The following is a 13,757-nucleotide window of genomic DNA, read 5'->3' as shown; positions in this document are numbered from 1 at the left end:
GGACATGGCTCAGGTCACCTGGCAACGGTCGTCCTTCTGCGGCGGAGGAGGCAACAACTGCGTAGAAGTCGCCGCGACCACGAACGGCGCCGCCCTCCGCGAAAGCGACAGCCCCACCGAGGTCCTGGCGACGGACCAGCGCACCCTCCTGTCGCTGATACGCGGGATAAAGACGGCCACCATGCCGCTCCGGGCTTCGCGCCCCTGACAGCGAGGCGAACCCAGACGTGACCCAAGTGAGGTGGCAGCGCTCCTCGTTCTCGGGCGACGGCGGCAACAACTGCGTAGAAGTCGCCGCGACCACGAACGGCGTCGCCCTCCGCGAAAACGACAGCCCCACCGAGGTCCTGGCGACGGACCAGCGCACCCTCCTGTCACTCATACGCGGGATAAAGACGGCCACCGTGCCGTCTACGTCCCGCTCAGTGCGCGCCACGCCGCGTTGATCAGGTTCTGTGCGTCAGCCCCGTACACCGCGGAGTCCCGGAGCGTGTGCCACGTGCGCAGATAGGTGGCGATGGAGTCCCTGTCGTCGACCCACAGGTCCGCGTGCCAGACCTCCACCGTGACCAGCCGCTCGTCATGGATCCAGAAGCCGCCGGTGGGCGGGATTCTCAGTGGGGCGGCCATCGGGACGACACCGAGTTCGATGGTGTCCATGCCGATCAGGCGCGAGAGGCGGTCCAGTTGGACGGCGAGCACTGACGGAGAGCAGATCAGAGAACGAAGCGCCGGCTCCCCGATCAGGATCTTGAACCGTTTGTGCGGGTCGTGCAGCAGGTCCTGTCGCTGCATCCGGGCTCGTACTGCTTCTTCGTCTTCTCGCGATGGATGACCGTGGGCAACGTGCATGAGCGCCCTCTGGAGCAGATCTTCAGCGGTGTCGCCATGCGTGCCGCGCGGGCCGAACTCGAAACCGTCTTCCCGGACACGGCCACCTCGGATCGGCCCACGTGCCTCCCCGAGTGCAATCCGTCGTTCGAGACGTGCGCGCCACAGACAGTGTGCGCGCCGGATGCCGCGTGCACGCCGACCAGCGACGGAGGTCTGTTGAACCGGCCTCTGCCCTCTCCTCACCAGTCGGTGCGCTATCACAACCCGGGGGTGAGCGGCACGCGATGTTGACCGGCGACCGGCGACCGGCAGCGATTCCGGAGCCGACGCCGCGCCGCGCTGGGTAGCGTTGCGGCGTCCGCTATGCCCTCGCCCGGGAGTGACCATGGATGACGTGTCGTTGTACCTCGCGCGGCGTGACGCGTACGCCGCCTTCCTCGTGGCTGCCGACGCGGAATCCCATGTGGCGTGGCATCGGGTGGACGGGCGCTACGCCGACGAGAGTGCCGCGGTGGCCGCGGTCGACGCGGCCTACGCCGCGACGCGGGGCGCCTTCACCGTGATCGAGGTGGAGGGGATCGGCCCGGTCGAGGAGGGGCATGCCGTACTGACGCAGTTGGCCGCGATACACAAGGGGCATGGAAGCAATCCGGATTGGAAGGCCTTCAAGGGGGCGCGTGAAGAGTTCCTGCGCGCGGCGACCGGCTGTCTCCAGGCGATGCGCGACGAACGCTGAGGGGCGGTCGCCGCGCGGTCCGTCGGAGCCTCAGCCCGCGTTGGCGACCGCCGCCCGCACAGTCGTCGCGATCGTCGCCGAGCCCACCACCCGCGTGTCGTCGTACAGGACGATCGCCTGGCCGGGGGCCACTCCGCGGACCGGCTCCGTGAAGGTGACCTCCAGGGTGTCGTTCACCAGTTCCGCGCGGACCTCCGTCTCGCCGCCGTGGGCGCGGAGCTGGGCCGTGTACGTGCCGGGGCCCGTCGGGGCCGCGCCGCACCAGCGGGGCTTGATGGCCGTAAGCCCACTCACGTCCAGGGCCGCCACCGGGCCCACCGTCACCGTGTTGTTCACCGGTGAGATGTCCAGGACGTAGCGCGGCTTGCCGTCGGCGGCCGGCGTGCCGATGCGCAGGCCCTTGCGCTGGCCGATCGTGAAGCCGTACGCCCCCTCGTGGCTGCCGACCACCGCGCCCGACTCGTCGACGATGTCGCCCTCCGCCTTGCCCAGGCGCTTCGACAGGAAGCCCTGGGTGTCGCCGTCGGCGATGAAGCAGATGTCGTGCGAGTCCGGCTTCTTGGCGACGGCCAGGCCGCGGCGTTCGGCCTCCGCCCGGATCTCGTCCTTCGTCGTCACCGTGTCGCCCAGCGGGAACATCGCGTGCGCGAGCTGGCGGTCGTCCAGGACGCCCAGCACGTACGACTGGTCCTTCGCCATGTCGGAGGCGCGGTGCAGCTCGCGCGTGCCGTCCTCGTTCACCAGCACCTTCGCGTAGTGGCCCGTGCAGACCGCGTCGAAGCCGAGGGCGAGGGCCTTGTCCAGCAGGGCCGCGAACTTGATCTTCTCGTTGCAGCGCAGGCAGGGGTTGGGGGTGCGACCCGCCTCGTACTCCGCCACGAAGTCGTCCACCACGTCCTCGCGGAAGCGCTCGGCGAGGTCCCACACGTAGAACGGGATGCCGATGACGTCCGCGGCCCGGCGGGCGTCGCGCGAGTCCTCGATCGTGCAACAGCCACGCGCGCCCGTGCGGAACGATTGCGGGTTCGCCGAGAGGGCGAGATGCACACCGGTCACGTCGTGCCCGGCCTCCGCGGCACGGGCGGCGGCGACGGCGGAATCCACGCCGCCGGACATGGCGGCCAGGACGCGGAGGGGGCGGGGGCGCTGCGAGGTCTCAGTCATAACCCCTCAAGGGTACGGGTCCCCGGGAACCGGAGCCCGCGAGTATCCGTTGACGATCACATGGGGGAGACGACGAACGACTCGGACCGGGGCATCTCGCGCCGCGCGCTGTTCATCGGCGGGGCCGCTGCCGCCGTGGGCACCGCCGTGCTGGCCCGGGACGAGCTGGGGCGTCTGTGGTGGCGCACTCCCGGTGTGGAGAAGCCGCGCAAGGAGGGCGAGGTCGACTTCGGGGGCGCGCGCTGGGTGGCCGCGTCCTCGGCGAACTGGCGGCGGGCGGACCGGCCCGACGACTTCGGCATAGACCGTGTGATCATCCATGTCACGCAGGGCAGCTTCAAGAGTGCCGTGAAGGTCTTCCAGGATCCCGGTCACGGCGCCGCCGCGCACTACATCGTCGGCAAGGACGGCCGTATCACGCAGATGATCCGCGAGCTGGACGTGGCCTTCCACGCGGGCAACCGCGAGTTCAACGAACGCAGCGTCGGCATCGAGCACGAGGGCTTCGTAGACCGGCCGGAGGATTTCACGGACGCCATGTACGAGGCGTCGGCGCGGCTCACCGCCCGGATATGCGCCCGGTACGACATCTCCGTCGACCGTGAGCACATCATCGGGCACGTCGAGGTGCCGGGCACCGACCACACCGATCCCGGGCCGCACTGGGACTGGGACCGGTACATACCGCTGGCGCGTGCGGCGGCGAAGCGGGACGCCGAGCGGACCGCCGGTCCGAGCGCGAGCCCGAGCGGGAGCGCGAGCGCAAGCGGGGCCCTTCGTGCCGGCGAGACGGCCGCTCCGAAGGCCACCCCGACCGCCGAGCGCGGCGCGTAACCCCCCGCGGAGGGCGGGCGGCCCGCGCTAGCTCAGTCCCGCCGTCCGGGCCCTCTCCACCGCCGGGCCGATCGCCTTCGCCACCGCTTCCACGTCCGCCTCCGTCGACGTGTGGCCGAGGGAGAAGCGCAGGGTGCCGCGGGCCAGGTCCGGATCGGTGCCGGTAGCGAGGAGGACATGGCTGGGCTGGGCCACGCCCGCCGTGCACGCGGAGCCCGTGGAGCACTCGATGCCCTGGGCGTCGAGCAGCAGGAGCAGGGAGTCGCCCTCGCAGCCCGGGAAGGTGAAGTGGGCGTTGGCCGGGAGTCGGCCGCCCTCCGCCGGGTCGCCGCCGAGGATCGCGTCGGGCACGGCCGCGCGGACCGCGTCGACCAGGTCGTCGCGCAGCGCGCCGATCTCGCGGCCGAACCACTCCCGCTGTTCGGCGGCGGTCCGGCCCGCCACGGCGAACGCGGCGACGGCGGGCACGTCCAGGGTGCCGGAGCGCACATGGCGCTCCTGTCCCCCGCCGTGCAGGACGGGCACGGGGTTGTACGCGCGGCCGAGCAGCAGCGCGCCGATGCCGTACGGGCCGCCGATCTTGTGTCCCGAGACGGTCATCGCGGCCAGTCCCGAGGCTCCGAAGTCGACGGGGACCTGCCCGAAGGCCTGGACGGCGTCGGCGTGCAGCGGGACGCCGAACTCGGCCGCCACGTTCGCGAGTTCGCGCACCGGCATGATCGTGCCGATCTCGTTGTTCGCCCACATCACGGTCGCGAGGGCGACGTCGTGGGGGTTGCGCTCGATGGCCTCGCGCAGGGCCTCGGGGTGGACGCGGCCGTACCGGTCGACCGGTAGGTACTCGACCGTGGCGCCCTCGTGCTCGCCGAGCCAGTCGACGGCGTCCAGGACGGCGTGGTGCTCGACGGGGCTGGCCAGGATCCGGGTGCGGGCCGGGCCTGCGTCGCGGCGGGACCAGTACAGGCCCTTCACGGCGAGGTTGTCGGCCTCGGTGCCGCCGGAGGTGAAGACCACCTCGCTGGGGCGGGCGCCCAGGGATTCCGCCAGCGTCTCGCGGGACTCCTCGACCGTGCGGCGGGCGCGGCGGCCGGCCGCGTGCAGGGAGGAGGCGTTGCCCGTGACGGCGAACTGGGCGGTCATTGCCAGGGCCGCCTCCGGAAGCATGGGGGTGGTCGCGGCGTGGTCGAGGTATGCCATGGTGAGCCCGATTCTAGGGCCCACTCTCGACCGACTTGGTCGGGTGGGGGCCGTTTGCGCCTCGGCCGTGGTCCGTACCGGGGACCGGCCGGGTCCGTCCGGGCTCCGCCGGGCTCAGAAACTCCAGGACAGGGTGCTGTCCGCCGACATGAAGGCGACCAGGACCACGAGGTCGGCGACGCCGAGGCCGAGGCCCAGGAAGGCGCGTCCGCGGCGGGTGGTGCCCTTCAGGAGGGCCGACGCGGCCAGCACGATGGCGACGGGGCCGAGGATCACGTTCAGCGCGAGCAGTCCGACCAGGCCCAGGATGAAGGACGCGACGGCCATACCGTCGGCGTCCCGGGCGGCGCTCCGGTTCCGCGGGGCGGCGGTGGTGGTGAGTTCCATGAGTTTGCTCCCAGCAGGCAGTCGTACGTGGACAGGTGGCGCACGCAGTCGGCCGCGGACAGGTGGCGCGGTGGTCGCGGTCGGGCGGCCGGCCCGGGGCCGGGCGGTCAGCCCGCGGTCGGGCGGCGGCGGCCCCGGCGCTCGCGGACCGCGAAGACCGCCAGCCAGACGCCGATGACCACGGCGGCCACCACGGTGAAGGAGAGCGGTGCGTGGGCCACGGTGCCCAGCACGACGCCCAGCAGCAGAAGGGCTGCGACGAGGAACAGCATCGGTCGCCTCTCATGACGATTCGGTGAACGCTTGTGGTAACAGTTGTCCACTGACTCTGAAGTCTAACGCGCCCGACGGCTTTCCCCCTACGGAGAACAGTTGTTTACTGCATGGCATGAGTCACAGTCTCGGCGTCCGGCAGGCCCAGAAACAGAAGACCCGACAGGCGTTCCTGGAGGCCGCGTTGGGCCTGCTGGAGGAGCAGAGCCTCAGCAGCATGGGCCTGCGCGAGGTCACCCGCGCCGCGGGCGTCGCCCCGACCGCCTTCTACCGGCACTTCCACTCGACCGCGGACCTCGGCGTCGCCCTGGTCGAGGAGGCGCTGGGCAGCCTGCACCCGCTGATCTCCGGCACGGTGTCCACGGCCGGCGACAGCGACGAACGCATAGACCGCGTCGTCGCCCTGATCGCCCGTCATGTGCGCGCGTATCCGGCGCACATCCGGTTCATCGCCCGGGAGCGCAACGGCGGGGTGCAGAAGGTACGGGCCGCGATCGCGGAGCAGATGGACCGGTTCGCCGACGAGGTGCGGGCCGAACTGGCCGGGCAGGTCGAGTCGGAGGGCTGGAGCGACGACGACCTGCTGATGCTCGCCGGGCTGTACGTCGACCAGATGCTGATGACCGCCAGCGCCTTCCTGGAGGCGGACCCGGACGACCCCGACGAGGAGGACCGGGTCGCCCGGGTGGCGAGGCGCCGGATGCGGCTGATCAGCATCGGCCGCCGCCACTGGCTGGGCTGACACACGCGAGGGGCGCGTACGACGGTCTGGTACGCGCCCCGAGCCCTGCGCTCCCCCGACTTCAGCCCTGCGTCTGCTGACCCTGCCCCTGGCCCTCGGGGCCGCAGCCGCCGCCCTGACCGCCGGGGCCGCCGCTCGGCATCCCCGAGGGCATCCCGGAGGGCGCGCCCGACGGAGCCTTGCCGGAGGGCGCCCCCGAGGGCATCCCGGACGGCATCCCCGACGGGGCCCCGCTCGGCCGCCCCGACGCGCCGCCGCCCGGTCCGCCCGACGGCGGTCGACAACTCGGCTGAGCCGACGTTCCGTTGCCGCCGCCCGAGGAGGAGTCGCCCGAGCCGCAGGCCGTCAGCAGAAGGGGCGCGAGCGCCAGCAGGGCGACGGCGGGGACGTGACGTACACGCTTCATGAAGGCAACTCCGCGGGATGGGGGCAGTCCGAGAGGCGCATGCAACCAGCCATCCATGGCCCCACTCGGGCCCGCGCTGTGCTCCGCCTGTGGCTAGGGCAAAGAACGCCCCAACTTCCCCACCGGCGTACGGAGGTCAGCCCAGCCGTACCCGGGCCAGCTGGCGCGACTGTGCGACGAGCCGGTCCGCGCCGTCCCAGACCTCGGCGTCCTCCTCCAGGAAGCCGCCCGCGAGGTTGCGGGTGGTGATGGCGATCCGCAGGGGCCCCGGCGCCGGCCGACTGCGTACATGGACGGTCAGTTCGACGGTGGGCACCCAGCCGGTCAGGCCGAGTTCGAAGGCGGTCGGCGGCAGCGCGTCCACCGCGAGGAGCAGCGAGAGGGGATCGGCGTCGCGGCCGTCGGCGAGGCCGAACCAGGCGCGCATCTCGCCCCGGCCGGACGGCGCCCCGAGGGCCCAGCCGAGCGTGCTCGGGTCGAGCTTGAGCATCAGCCGGTCGGTGATGGCGGAGCTGCCGGGTACGGGGGCGCCGTCGGGGCTGTCCGAGGCGCCGAAGCACTGGTCGATCGGCGGGATCGCGGGTGGCGACGCGCTCGTACGGACGTCGTCGGGCAGGGCGTCGAGGTCCCCGTACGAGGCCAGGACGCGGATCCGCTCGACCTCGTGGCCCTCGTCGTCGTACTGGAAGAGGGACGCCTGGCCGGTGGAGAGGGTGCGTCCCGTGCGTACGACGTCGGTGCGCACGACCGCGGGGCCCGGGCGGGACGCCGTCAGGTAGTGCGCGGAGATCGTGAACGGGTCGGAGTGCGGCAGGGCGTCGGCGAGCGCGCGGCCCAGGACGGCGAGGAGGTAGCCGCCGTTGACGGCGCTGATGATCGTCCACCCGGCGGACAGGTCGATGTCGTAGACGCCGGGGCCGCGGCGGGTGAGCGCGGTGTCGCGGTCGAACTCGCTGTCGCCGATCCTGGCCCGCAGCGCGTGCGCGGAAGCTGCTTCTGGCATGCGTGAACGGTACAACAAGTGATTACTAAGCGGTAGCTTTCCATGTGTCGATCAGATGAACCACGTCCCCCACATACACAACCCGCTTTCCACGAACCGAGGGACTCAGTCCGGCACCTCCACCGCCGTCGAGCGCCGGTGCCATGCCCGGGGCGCGCGCCAGTGGTAGCGCATCGCGAGCAGTCGCAGCGCGAAGGCGGTGCCGACCGCGAGCCCCGAGGTGTACGGGCTCAGCACGTCGTAGCGGATGCACAGGACGACCATCGTGGCGCCGACGATGGCGGGCACGGCGTACAGGTCTCGGTCCCAGCGCAGCAGCGACGGCACCTCGTTGGCGAGGACGTCCCGCAGCACACCGCCGCCGACGGCCGTGGCGAGCCCGAGGGTCGCGGAGGCGGTGAGGCCGAGCCCGTACTCGTACGCCTTCGTCGTGCCGGAGACGCAGAAGAGGCCGAGGCCGGCCGCGTCGAAGACGTTCACGCCGAGCTGGATCCGTTCCACCTCGGGGTGGAGGAAGAACACGAGCAGGGTGGCGAGGAGCGGGGTGAGGAAGTACCCGAGGTCGGTGAAGGCCGCGGGCGGCACCGCCCCGATGATCAGGTCACGGAACAGGCCGCCGCCCAGCGCGGTGACCTCCGCGAGGACGGCCATGCCGAAGACGTCGAAGTTCTTGCGCACGGCGAGCAGCGCGCCGGAGATCGCGAAGAAGAAGATGCCGACGAGTTCGAGGGTGTGCTGGACGGAGGGAGTGAAGAGTTGCTGGAACACCTCTGCATTCTCACCCAGCGCCGAGCCCCCGCCTTGCATTACAAGGCGGGGGCTCGGTGTTACTTGTCTTACTTATCTCTGTCGGGCCCCACTGCTTCAGGGCCCTGCTGCTTCCGGGCCCTACTTCTCCTTGGCGGGAGCGTCGCCCTCGGGCTCGGTCGCCGCCGGGGTCTCGGCGGGCGTCTCGGCCGGGGTGGCCGTGACCTCCGCCGCCACCGCCGCCGAGGTCGCCGCGGACTCCGCGAGCACCTCGTCGGCCACCAGCTCCGCCGCCTTCTTCGCGACGGTCAGCAGCACGGTGTCCTGCGGTGCCTGGTCCTCGAAGTTCTCCGGGTGGTGGCAGGCGACCTGCTGACCGACCTTCAGCTCCAGGAGCGGCGGCTCGGTCGTCGTGCAGATCTGCGTGGCCTTCCAGCACCGGGTGTGGAAGCGGCAGCCGCTCGGCGGCGCGATCGGCGAGGGCACGTCTCCCTGGAGGAGGATGCGCTCGCTCTTGGCCGACTTGCGCCGCGGGTCCGGGATCGGCACCGCGGACATGAGCGCCTTGGTGTACGGGTGCATCGGCGCCTTGTACAGCGAGTCGCGGTCCGCCAGCTCGACGATCTTGCCGAGGTACATCACGGCGATACGGTCCGAGACGTGGCGTACGACGGACAGGTCGTGCGCGATGATCACGTACGTGAGGCCGAGCTCCTGCTGGAGGTCGTCCAGCAGGTTCACCACCTGCGCCTGGATCGACACGTCGAGCGCGGAGACCGGCTCGTCCGCCACGACCATCTTCGGGTTGAGCGCGAGCGCGCGGGCGATGCCGATGCGCTGGCGCTGGCCGCCGGAGAACTCGTGCGGGTAGCGGTTGTAGTGCTCGGGGTTGAGCCCGACCACCGACAGCAGCCGCTGGACCTCCTTCTTGACACCGCCCGCGGGCGTGACGCCCTGGAGCTTGAAGGGGGCGCTGACGATCGTGCCGATGGTGTGGCGCGGGTTCAGCGACGAGTACGGGTCCTGGAAGATCATCTGGACGTCACGGCGCATCGGGCGCATCGCGCCGACCCCGAGGTGCGTGATGTCCCTGCCCTCGAACTCCACGGTGCCCGCGGTCGGTTCGAGCAGCCGCGTGATCAGCCGGCCCATCGTCGACTTGCCGCAGCCGGACTCGCCCACGACACCCAGGGTCTCGCCGGACTTGACCTCGAAGTCGAGGCCGTCGACCGCCCGCACCGCGCCGACCTGCCGCTGGAGCAGGCCCTTGCGGATCGGGAAGTGCTTCTGCAGACCGGTCACCTTCAGGAGCGTCTCGCCGGGCGCGGCGTCCTTGGTGAGGGTCGCGCCACCACTCTGCGCGGAAGGGGTCACAGCTTTGTCCTCGCTCACAGCTTGGGCGCAATCTCTTCGGTCCAGATCCGCTCCCGCTGCTCCTGCGTCATGTGGCAGGCGGCCCAGTGCTGGCTGCCGACCTCGGACAGCTCGGGGCGGACCGTGCGGGTGACGTTGTCCTTGGGGACGTCCGCGTACGCGCAGCGCGGGTTGAACGCGCAGCCCGACGGGAGGTTGATCAGCGAGGGCGGCGAGCCCTTGACCGGGATCAGCCGTTCGGTCTGCTCACGGTCGAGCCGCGGCATCGAACCCAGCAGGCCCCAGGTGTAGGGGTGCTTGGGCTCGTAGAAGACCTTCTCGGCCGGACCCCGCTCGATGCAGCGCCCGCCGTACATCACCAGGATGTCGTCGGAGAGTTCGGCGACGACGCCCAGGTCGTGGGTGATGACGATGACCGCGGAGCCGAACTCCTTCTGCAGGTCCCGGATGAGGTCGAGGATCTGCGCCTGGACGGTCACGTCCAGGGCGGTCGTCGGCTCGTCCGCGATCAGCAGTTCGGGGTTGTTGACCAGCGACATCGCGATCATGGCGCGCTGGCGCATACCGCCGGAGAACTCGTGCGGGTAGCTGTCCACGCGCTTGTCCGGCTGCGGGATGCCGACGCGGTCGAGCATCTCGACGGCCCGCCGGCGGGCCGTCTTCTTGTCGACCTTGTGGTGGATCCGGTAGGCCTCCACGATCTGCTGGCCGATCGTGTAGTACGGGTGCAGCGCCGACAGCGGGTCCTGGAAGATCATCGCCATCTCGCGGCCACGCAGCTTGCGCACGTGGTCGGGGTCGGCGGAGAGCAGTTCCGTGCCGTCCAGCCAGATCTCGCCGGAGATCTGCGCCTTGCGCTTGCCGTACTGACCGGCCGTGTGCAGGCCCATGATGCCGAGCGAGGTCACCGACTTGCCCGAACCCGACTCGCCCACGATGCCGAGGGTCTTGCCCTTCTCCAGCGAGAAGCTGAGCCCGTCGACGGACTTGACCAGTCCGTCGTCGGTCGGGAAGTGCACCTTGAGGTCGCGGACTTCGAGGAAGGCGGAGGGCGCGGGCGAGTCCTTGACGGGCTCCCCCACGGCGGCTCCGCTCTTGCTGAGTTCGGTCATGAGAGCCTCACTCGGGGGTCGATCACGGCGTACAGCAGGTCCACCAGCAGGTTCGCGACGATCACCGCGAGCGAGGTGATCAGCGTGACGCCCAGGATGATGGGCAGGTCCTTGTCGCTGATGGCCTTGAGGACGGCCTGGCCGAGGCCGGGAAGGCTGAAGGTGGTCTCGGTGAGGATCGCGCCACCGATCAGCGCGCCCAGGTCCATGCCGAGCATGGTGAGGATCGGCGTCATGGTGGAACGCATCGCGTGCTTTCCGATGACGACGGGCTCGGTCAGACCCTTGGCACGGGCCGTCCGGATGTAGTCCTCGCCCAGGACCTCCAGCATGGTGGCTCTGGTGATACGGGCGTACATCGCGGCGTAGAGGAAGGCGAGCGTGACCCAGGGCAGGATCATGCCGCCGAACCAGCCGGTGAAGCTCTCTTCGAGCGGCACGTACTGGGCGTCGATCCAGCCCAGTCCGTAACTGAAGATCGCGAGCGACAGCAGACCGGTGAAGTAGATGGGGAGCGAGACGCCGCCGAGGGCGATGATCATCGCACCGCGGTCCCAGAGGGATCCGCGCTTGAGCGCGGACAGCACACCGGCCGCGACACCGAAGATCAGCCACAGTACGGCGGCACCGAGCGCGAGGGCCAGGGTCACTGGGAAGCGGTCGGTGAGCACCGGCCAGATGGCCTGCTCGCTGCGGAAGGAGTAACCGAAGCAGGGCGCCGCGCACTTGGTGACGTCGCCGCCACCGGAGTACGTACGGCCTACGAACAGGCCTTTGAAGAACTCCCAGACCTGGGCGAAGATCGGGTCTGCCAGACCGAGCTTCTGCCGCACGGCCTCGATGGCCGCAGGGTCCGCCTGCTTGCCGACGAACATCGTGGCCGGGTCCACGCCCGCCCAGCGGGGGACGAGGAAGAAGATACCGAAGACCACCAGAATGATGATCACCAGCATCACTGCGGCGGCGAAGAGCCGCCTGATGAGGTATGCGAGCACTGCTCTCGGCCCGGCGGCGGGGCCGCGGGCCACCGGAGGTCGTCCGGTGGCCCGCGGGTCACGCCGCGCCGGCCTTCACCTGCCTTTCGTGCCGTATGGCGGGTGCGCCGGTCGGTGTTACTTCTTGAGGCCGAGGTTCACGAAGTCGTACTGACCGCTGTAACCGTCGGAGGTGTAGACGTTCGCCAGACGGTTCGAGCGCCAGTTGATGAACTTCTCGAAGACGAAGGGCAGGTAGTAGCCGCCCTCCATGACCTTGTGGTTGATCTCCGTGGAGATCGCGGCCTTCTTCGTGTCGTCCAGTTCCTTCGTGTAGTCCTTGAAGAGACCGTCGATCTTCTTGTCCTTGATCAGGGCGAAGTTGTTGTTGCCGCTCTCAAGGATGTAGTCGCCGCTCCACAGGGGCAGACCGTAGCCCTGGACGGACGGGAAGTCCGGGCCCCAGCCCATGATGATGATGCCGTAGCCCTTCTTCTTCACGTTCGAGGGGCTACCGATGATGCCGGTGGTCTGGGCACCGTCGAACTGGTCGATGTCGACGGTGATGCCGACCTTCTTCAGCGAGGCCTGGAGGGACTCGGCCGTGGCGACCTCGACGGGCTTGTTGTTGCGGACCGCGATGGTGGTCTTGAAGCCGTTCGGCTTGCCGCAGGCCTTGAGCTCTTCCTTGGCCTTGGCGACGTTGCCGTTCTTGTTCGTCGTGGCCGACTCGTACGGGTCGTACTTCTGACCCTCGGAGCCCGGGACCGACGGCGGCAGCATGTTGGTACCGATGTCACCACCGGCGACCGGGCCGCCACGAGCGGTCTGGAGCGACTCGTGGTCGGCACCGTAGATCACGGCCTTGCGGCAGTGCTCGTTGTCGAACGGCTTGACGCTCTGCGGGAAGACCGCGTAGCGGATGTAGCCGGAGACCGGGTTGTCCAGGTTCGCCTTGTGCTGCTTCAGGGCGTTGGTGCGGCCCTGCGGGGAGAGACCGGTCTGACCGAGGTCCAGGTCGTAGTCGCCGTTGATCAGACGCTGGTCCATGTCATTGGCGTTGGTGAAGAAGTTGACCGTGATCTTGTCCGGGTACGCCTTGCGGACCGGGTCGGAAGCCTGCTTCCACTCGGTGTTGCGGACCAGGATCAGGCTCTTGTTCGGCGTGTACGACTCGAACTTGTACGGGCCGGACGAGAACGGCTTCAGGCCGTACTTCGACTTGGTGTCCTTGTCCTGGCGGACCGGGGACGCCGAGGTCAGCGCGAGCATCTCCTCGAAGTCCGAGTTCGCCTCGGGCAGCTTGAAGACGATGGTCTTGTCGTCCGGCGTCTGGATCGCCTTCAGACCGAGCTTGTCCGAGGACTTGTCCTTGTAGGGGCCCTTGTACTCCTTCTTCGGGTCGAGGACCTCCTGAAGGTAGATCGGACCACCCGAGAGCACGTCCTGCGCCCACGCACGCTCGATGCCGTACTTGACGTCCTTGGAAGTGATGGGCTTGCCATCCTCCCAGGTGATGCCGTCACGCAGCGTGTACGTGTAGGTCTTGCCGTCGTCGGAGACCGTGGCGGTCTTCTCGGCGAGGTCCGGCGTGACCGCGGCACCCTTGGCACCCGGCTCCGTGGCGTTGGTCACCAGCTGGCGGCTGTAGTACCGGCTGAAGTTCCACATGAAGCCGTAGTAACCGCGCGTGGTGTCCCACGAGTCGGCGTCCTGGGCGGCCGCGAACTTCAGCGTGCCGCCCTTCTTGGCCGCAGAGGCCTGGGCGACCTTGTTGTTCGCAGCGTCGAAGCCGGCCGCGCCGCTCTTCGAACCGCCCCCGTCGTCGTCGTTGCCGCCGCCGCACGCCGCCGTGGACAGCAGTGCAGCGACCACGGCTGCGGCGGCCACGGCCTGCTTGCGCCGCCCTGTGGTGCGTTGGGTACTCACTCGGATCCTCCGATATGTAGCGGCCCGTCGACAGATGACGGGCCC

The 13,757-nt window shown here is 69.8% G+C and carries 18 protein-coding genes; 6 read left to right on the top strand and 12 right to left on the bottom strand.

What is annotated here, in order from left to right:
- The first annotated feature begins 4 nt into the window (after positions 1-4).
- Positions 5-208, top strand: coding sequence for a DUF397 domain-containing protein (locus K3769_RS17655; protein WP_267027377.1), 204 nt, complete (start codon positions 5-7; stop codon positions 206-208).
- Between the two features lie 19 nt (positions 209-227).
- Complete coding sequence (locus K3769_RS17650; RefSeq protein ID WP_267027376.1) at positions 228-446, top strand: DUF397 domain-containing protein; 219 nt, start codon at positions 228-230, stop codon at positions 444-446.
- Here the strand turns inward: K3769_RS17650 and K3769_RS17645 are convergent.
- Complete coding sequence (locus K3769_RS17645) at positions 412-852, bottom strand: Scr1 family TA system antitoxin-like transcriptional regulator (RefSeq protein ID WP_372514964.1); 441 nt, start codon at positions 850-852, stop codon at positions 412-414. The two genes, K3769_RS17650 and K3769_RS17645, sit on opposite strands and share 35 nt — an antisense overlap.
- On the opposite strand from K3769_RS17645, the gene K3769_RS17640 reads away from it, so the two are divergent.
- Complete coding sequence (locus K3769_RS17640) at positions 772-1,125, top strand: hypothetical protein (RefSeq protein ID WP_267031762.1); 354 nt, start codon at positions 772-774, stop codon at positions 1,123-1,125. The two genes, K3769_RS17645 and K3769_RS17640, sit on opposite strands and share 81 nt — an antisense overlap.
- 94 nt (positions 1,126-1,219) lie before the next feature.
- Positions 1,220-1,570 carry a hypothetical protein gene (locus tag K3769_RS17635; protein ID WP_267027375.1) on the top strand — a complete coding sequence of 117 codons (351 nt, stop codon included), beginning with the start codon at positions 1,220-1,222 and terminating at the stop codon, positions 1,568-1,570.
- Positions 1,571-1,600: 30 nt separating this feature from the next.
- On the opposite strand, the gene mnmA is transcribed toward K3769_RS17635, so the two are convergent.
- Positions 1,601-2,734, bottom strand: coding sequence for a tRNA 2-thiouridine(34) synthase MnmA (mnmA, locus tag K3769_RS17630; RefSeq protein WP_267027374.1), 1,134 nt, complete (start codon positions 2,732-2,734; stop codon positions 1,601-1,603).
- Positions 2,735-2,794: 60 nt separating this feature from the next.
- Between mnmA and K3769_RS17625 the strand changes: the two genes are divergently transcribed.
- Positions 2,795-3,568, top strand: a complete 774-nt coding sequence (locus K3769_RS17625) for an N-acetylmuramoyl-L-alanine amidase (protein ID WP_267027373.1) — start codon at positions 2,795-2,797, stop codon at positions 3,566-3,568.
- A gap of 27 nt (positions 3,569-3,595) precedes the next feature.
- Here the strand turns inward: K3769_RS17625 and K3769_RS17620 are convergent, their stop codons facing one another.
- The 3 genes from K3769_RS17620 to K3769_RS17610 form a co-directional block, all read right to left on the bottom strand.
- On the bottom strand, positions 3,596-4,765 hold the full coding sequence (locus K3769_RS17620) for a cysteine desulfurase family protein (RefSeq protein WP_267027372.1): 1,170 nt from the start codon (positions 4,763-4,765) through the stop codon (positions 3,596-3,598).
- 114 nt (positions 4,766-4,879) lie between these two features.
- A complete protein-coding gene (locus K3769_RS17615; protein ID WP_267027371.1) occupies positions 4,880-5,152 on the bottom strand; it encodes a DUF4190 domain-containing protein in 273 nt (90 codons plus the stop codon).
- Between the two features lie 107 nt (positions 5,153-5,259).
- Complete coding sequence (locus tag K3769_RS17610; protein ID WP_267027370.1) at positions 5,260-5,424, bottom strand: hypothetical protein; 165 nt, start codon at positions 5,422-5,424, stop codon at positions 5,260-5,262.
- A 116-nt stretch (positions 5,425-5,540) separates the two neighbouring features.
- Here K3769_RS17610 and K3769_RS17605 point away from each other — a divergent pair, with 116 nt between their 5' ends.
- Positions 5,541-6,167 carry a TetR family transcriptional regulator gene (locus tag K3769_RS17605; protein WP_267027369.1) on the top strand — a complete coding sequence of 209 codons (627 nt, stop codon included), beginning with the start codon at positions 5,541-5,543 and terminating at the stop codon, positions 6,165-6,167.
- 61 nt (positions 6,168-6,228) lie between these two features.
- Here K3769_RS17605 and K3769_RS17600 read toward each other — a convergent pair whose 3' ends face one another.
- The 7 genes from K3769_RS17600 to K3769_RS17570 form a co-directional block, all read right to left on the bottom strand.
- Positions 6,229-6,573: a hypothetical protein gene (locus K3769_RS17600; protein ID WP_267027368.1), complete on the bottom strand. Its 345-nt coding sequence runs from the start codon at positions 6,571-6,573 to the stop codon at positions 6,229-6,231.
- A 136-nt stretch (positions 6,574-6,709) separates the two neighbouring features.
- On the bottom strand, positions 6,710-7,576 hold the full coding sequence (locus K3769_RS17595; protein WP_267027367.1) for a thioesterase family protein: 867 nt from the start codon (positions 7,574-7,576) through the stop codon (positions 6,710-6,712).
- Positions 7,577-7,681: 105 nt separating this feature from the next.
- Positions 7,682-8,344, bottom strand: coding sequence for a trimeric intracellular cation channel family protein (locus K3769_RS17590; RefSeq protein ID WP_267027366.1), 663 nt, complete (start codon positions 8,342-8,344; stop codon positions 7,682-7,684).
- A gap of 120 nt (positions 8,345-8,464) precedes the next feature.
- Entirely contained in the window at positions 8,465-9,697 is a 1,233-nt protein-coding gene (locus K3769_RS17585; protein ID WP_308216361.1) for an ABC transporter ATP-binding protein, read from the bottom strand.
- A 14-nt stretch (positions 9,698-9,711) separates the two neighbouring features.
- The gene (locus K3769_RS17580) at positions 9,712-10,809 is read right to left on the bottom strand and encodes an ABC transporter ATP-binding protein (RefSeq protein WP_267027364.1); all 1,098 of its coding nucleotides are present in this window, start codon (positions 10,807-10,809) and stop codon (positions 9,712-9,714) included.
- Complete coding sequence (locus K3769_RS17575) at positions 10,806-11,804, bottom strand: ABC transporter permease (protein WP_267027363.1); 999 nt, start codon at positions 11,802-11,804, stop codon at positions 10,806-10,808. The genes K3769_RS17580 and K3769_RS17575 overlap by 4 nt, the downstream gene beginning before the upstream one ends.
- Before the next feature lie 117 nt (positions 11,805-11,921).
- The gene (locus K3769_RS17570) at positions 11,922-13,712 is read right to left on the bottom strand and encodes an ABC transporter substrate-binding protein (RefSeq protein ID WP_267027362.1); all 1,791 of its coding nucleotides are present in this window, start codon (positions 13,710-13,712) and stop codon (positions 11,922-11,924) included.
- Positions 13,713-13,757 lie beyond the last annotated feature (45 nt).

This window comes from Streptomyces ortus, from assembly GCF_026341275.1.
GTDB classification, from domain to species: domain Bacteria; phylum Actinomycetota; class Actinomycetes; order Streptomycetales; family Streptomycetaceae; genus Streptomyces; species Streptomyces ortus.
The sequence above is the reverse complement of the archived record's forward strand: the minus strand, read 5'-3'. Positions and strand labels throughout refer to the sequence as shown.

Bases quoted from the DNA above. Each gene is read 5' to 3' on its own strand.
- K3769_RS17635 (WP_267027375.1), top strand. From the start codon at position 1,220: ATGGATGACGTGTCGTTGTACCTCGCGCGGCGTGACGCGTACGCCGCC.
- K3769_RS17605 (WP_267027369.1), top strand. From the start codon at position 5,541: ATGAGTCACAGTCTCGGCGTCCGGCAGGCCCAGAAACAGAAGACCCGA.
- K3769_RS17625 (WP_267027373.1), top strand. From the start codon at position 2,795: ATGGGGGAGACGACGAACGACTCGGACCGGGGCATCTCGCGCCGCGCG.
- K3769_RS17615 (WP_267027371.1), bottom strand. From the start codon at position 5,152: ATGGAACTCACCACCACCGCCGCCCCGCGGAACCGGAGCGCCGCCCGG.
- K3769_RS17595 (WP_267027367.1), bottom strand. From the start codon at position 7,576: ATGCCAGAAGCAGCTTCCGCGCACGCGCTGCGGGCCAGGATCGGCGAC.
- K3769_RS17655 (WP_267027377.1), top strand. From the start codon at position 5: ATGGCTCAGGTCACCTGGCAACGGTCGTCCTTCTGCGGCGGAGGAGGC.
- K3769_RS17620 (WP_267027372.1), bottom strand. From the start codon at position 4,765: ATGGCATACCTCGACCACGCCGCGACCACCCCCATGCTTCCGGAGGCG.
- mnmA (WP_267027374.1), bottom strand. From the start codon at position 2,734: ATGACTGAGACCTCGCAGCGCCCCCGCCCCCTCCGCGTCCTGGCCGCC.
- K3769_RS17600 (WP_267027368.1), bottom strand. From the start codon at position 6,573: ATGAAGCGTGTACGTCACGTCCCCGCCGTCGCCCTGCTGGCGCTCGCG.
- K3769_RS17645 (WP_372514964.1), bottom strand. From the start codon at position 852: ATGCACGTTGCCCACGGTCATCCATCGCGAGAAGACGAAGAAGCAGTA.
- K3769_RS17610 (WP_267027370.1), bottom strand. From the start codon at position 5,424: ATGCTGTTCCTCGTCGCAGCCCTTCTGCTGCTGGGCGTCGTGCTGGGC.
- K3769_RS17580 (WP_267027364.1), bottom strand. From the start codon at position 10,809: ATGACCGAACTCAGCAAGAGCGGAGCCGCCGTGGGGGAGCCCGTCAAG.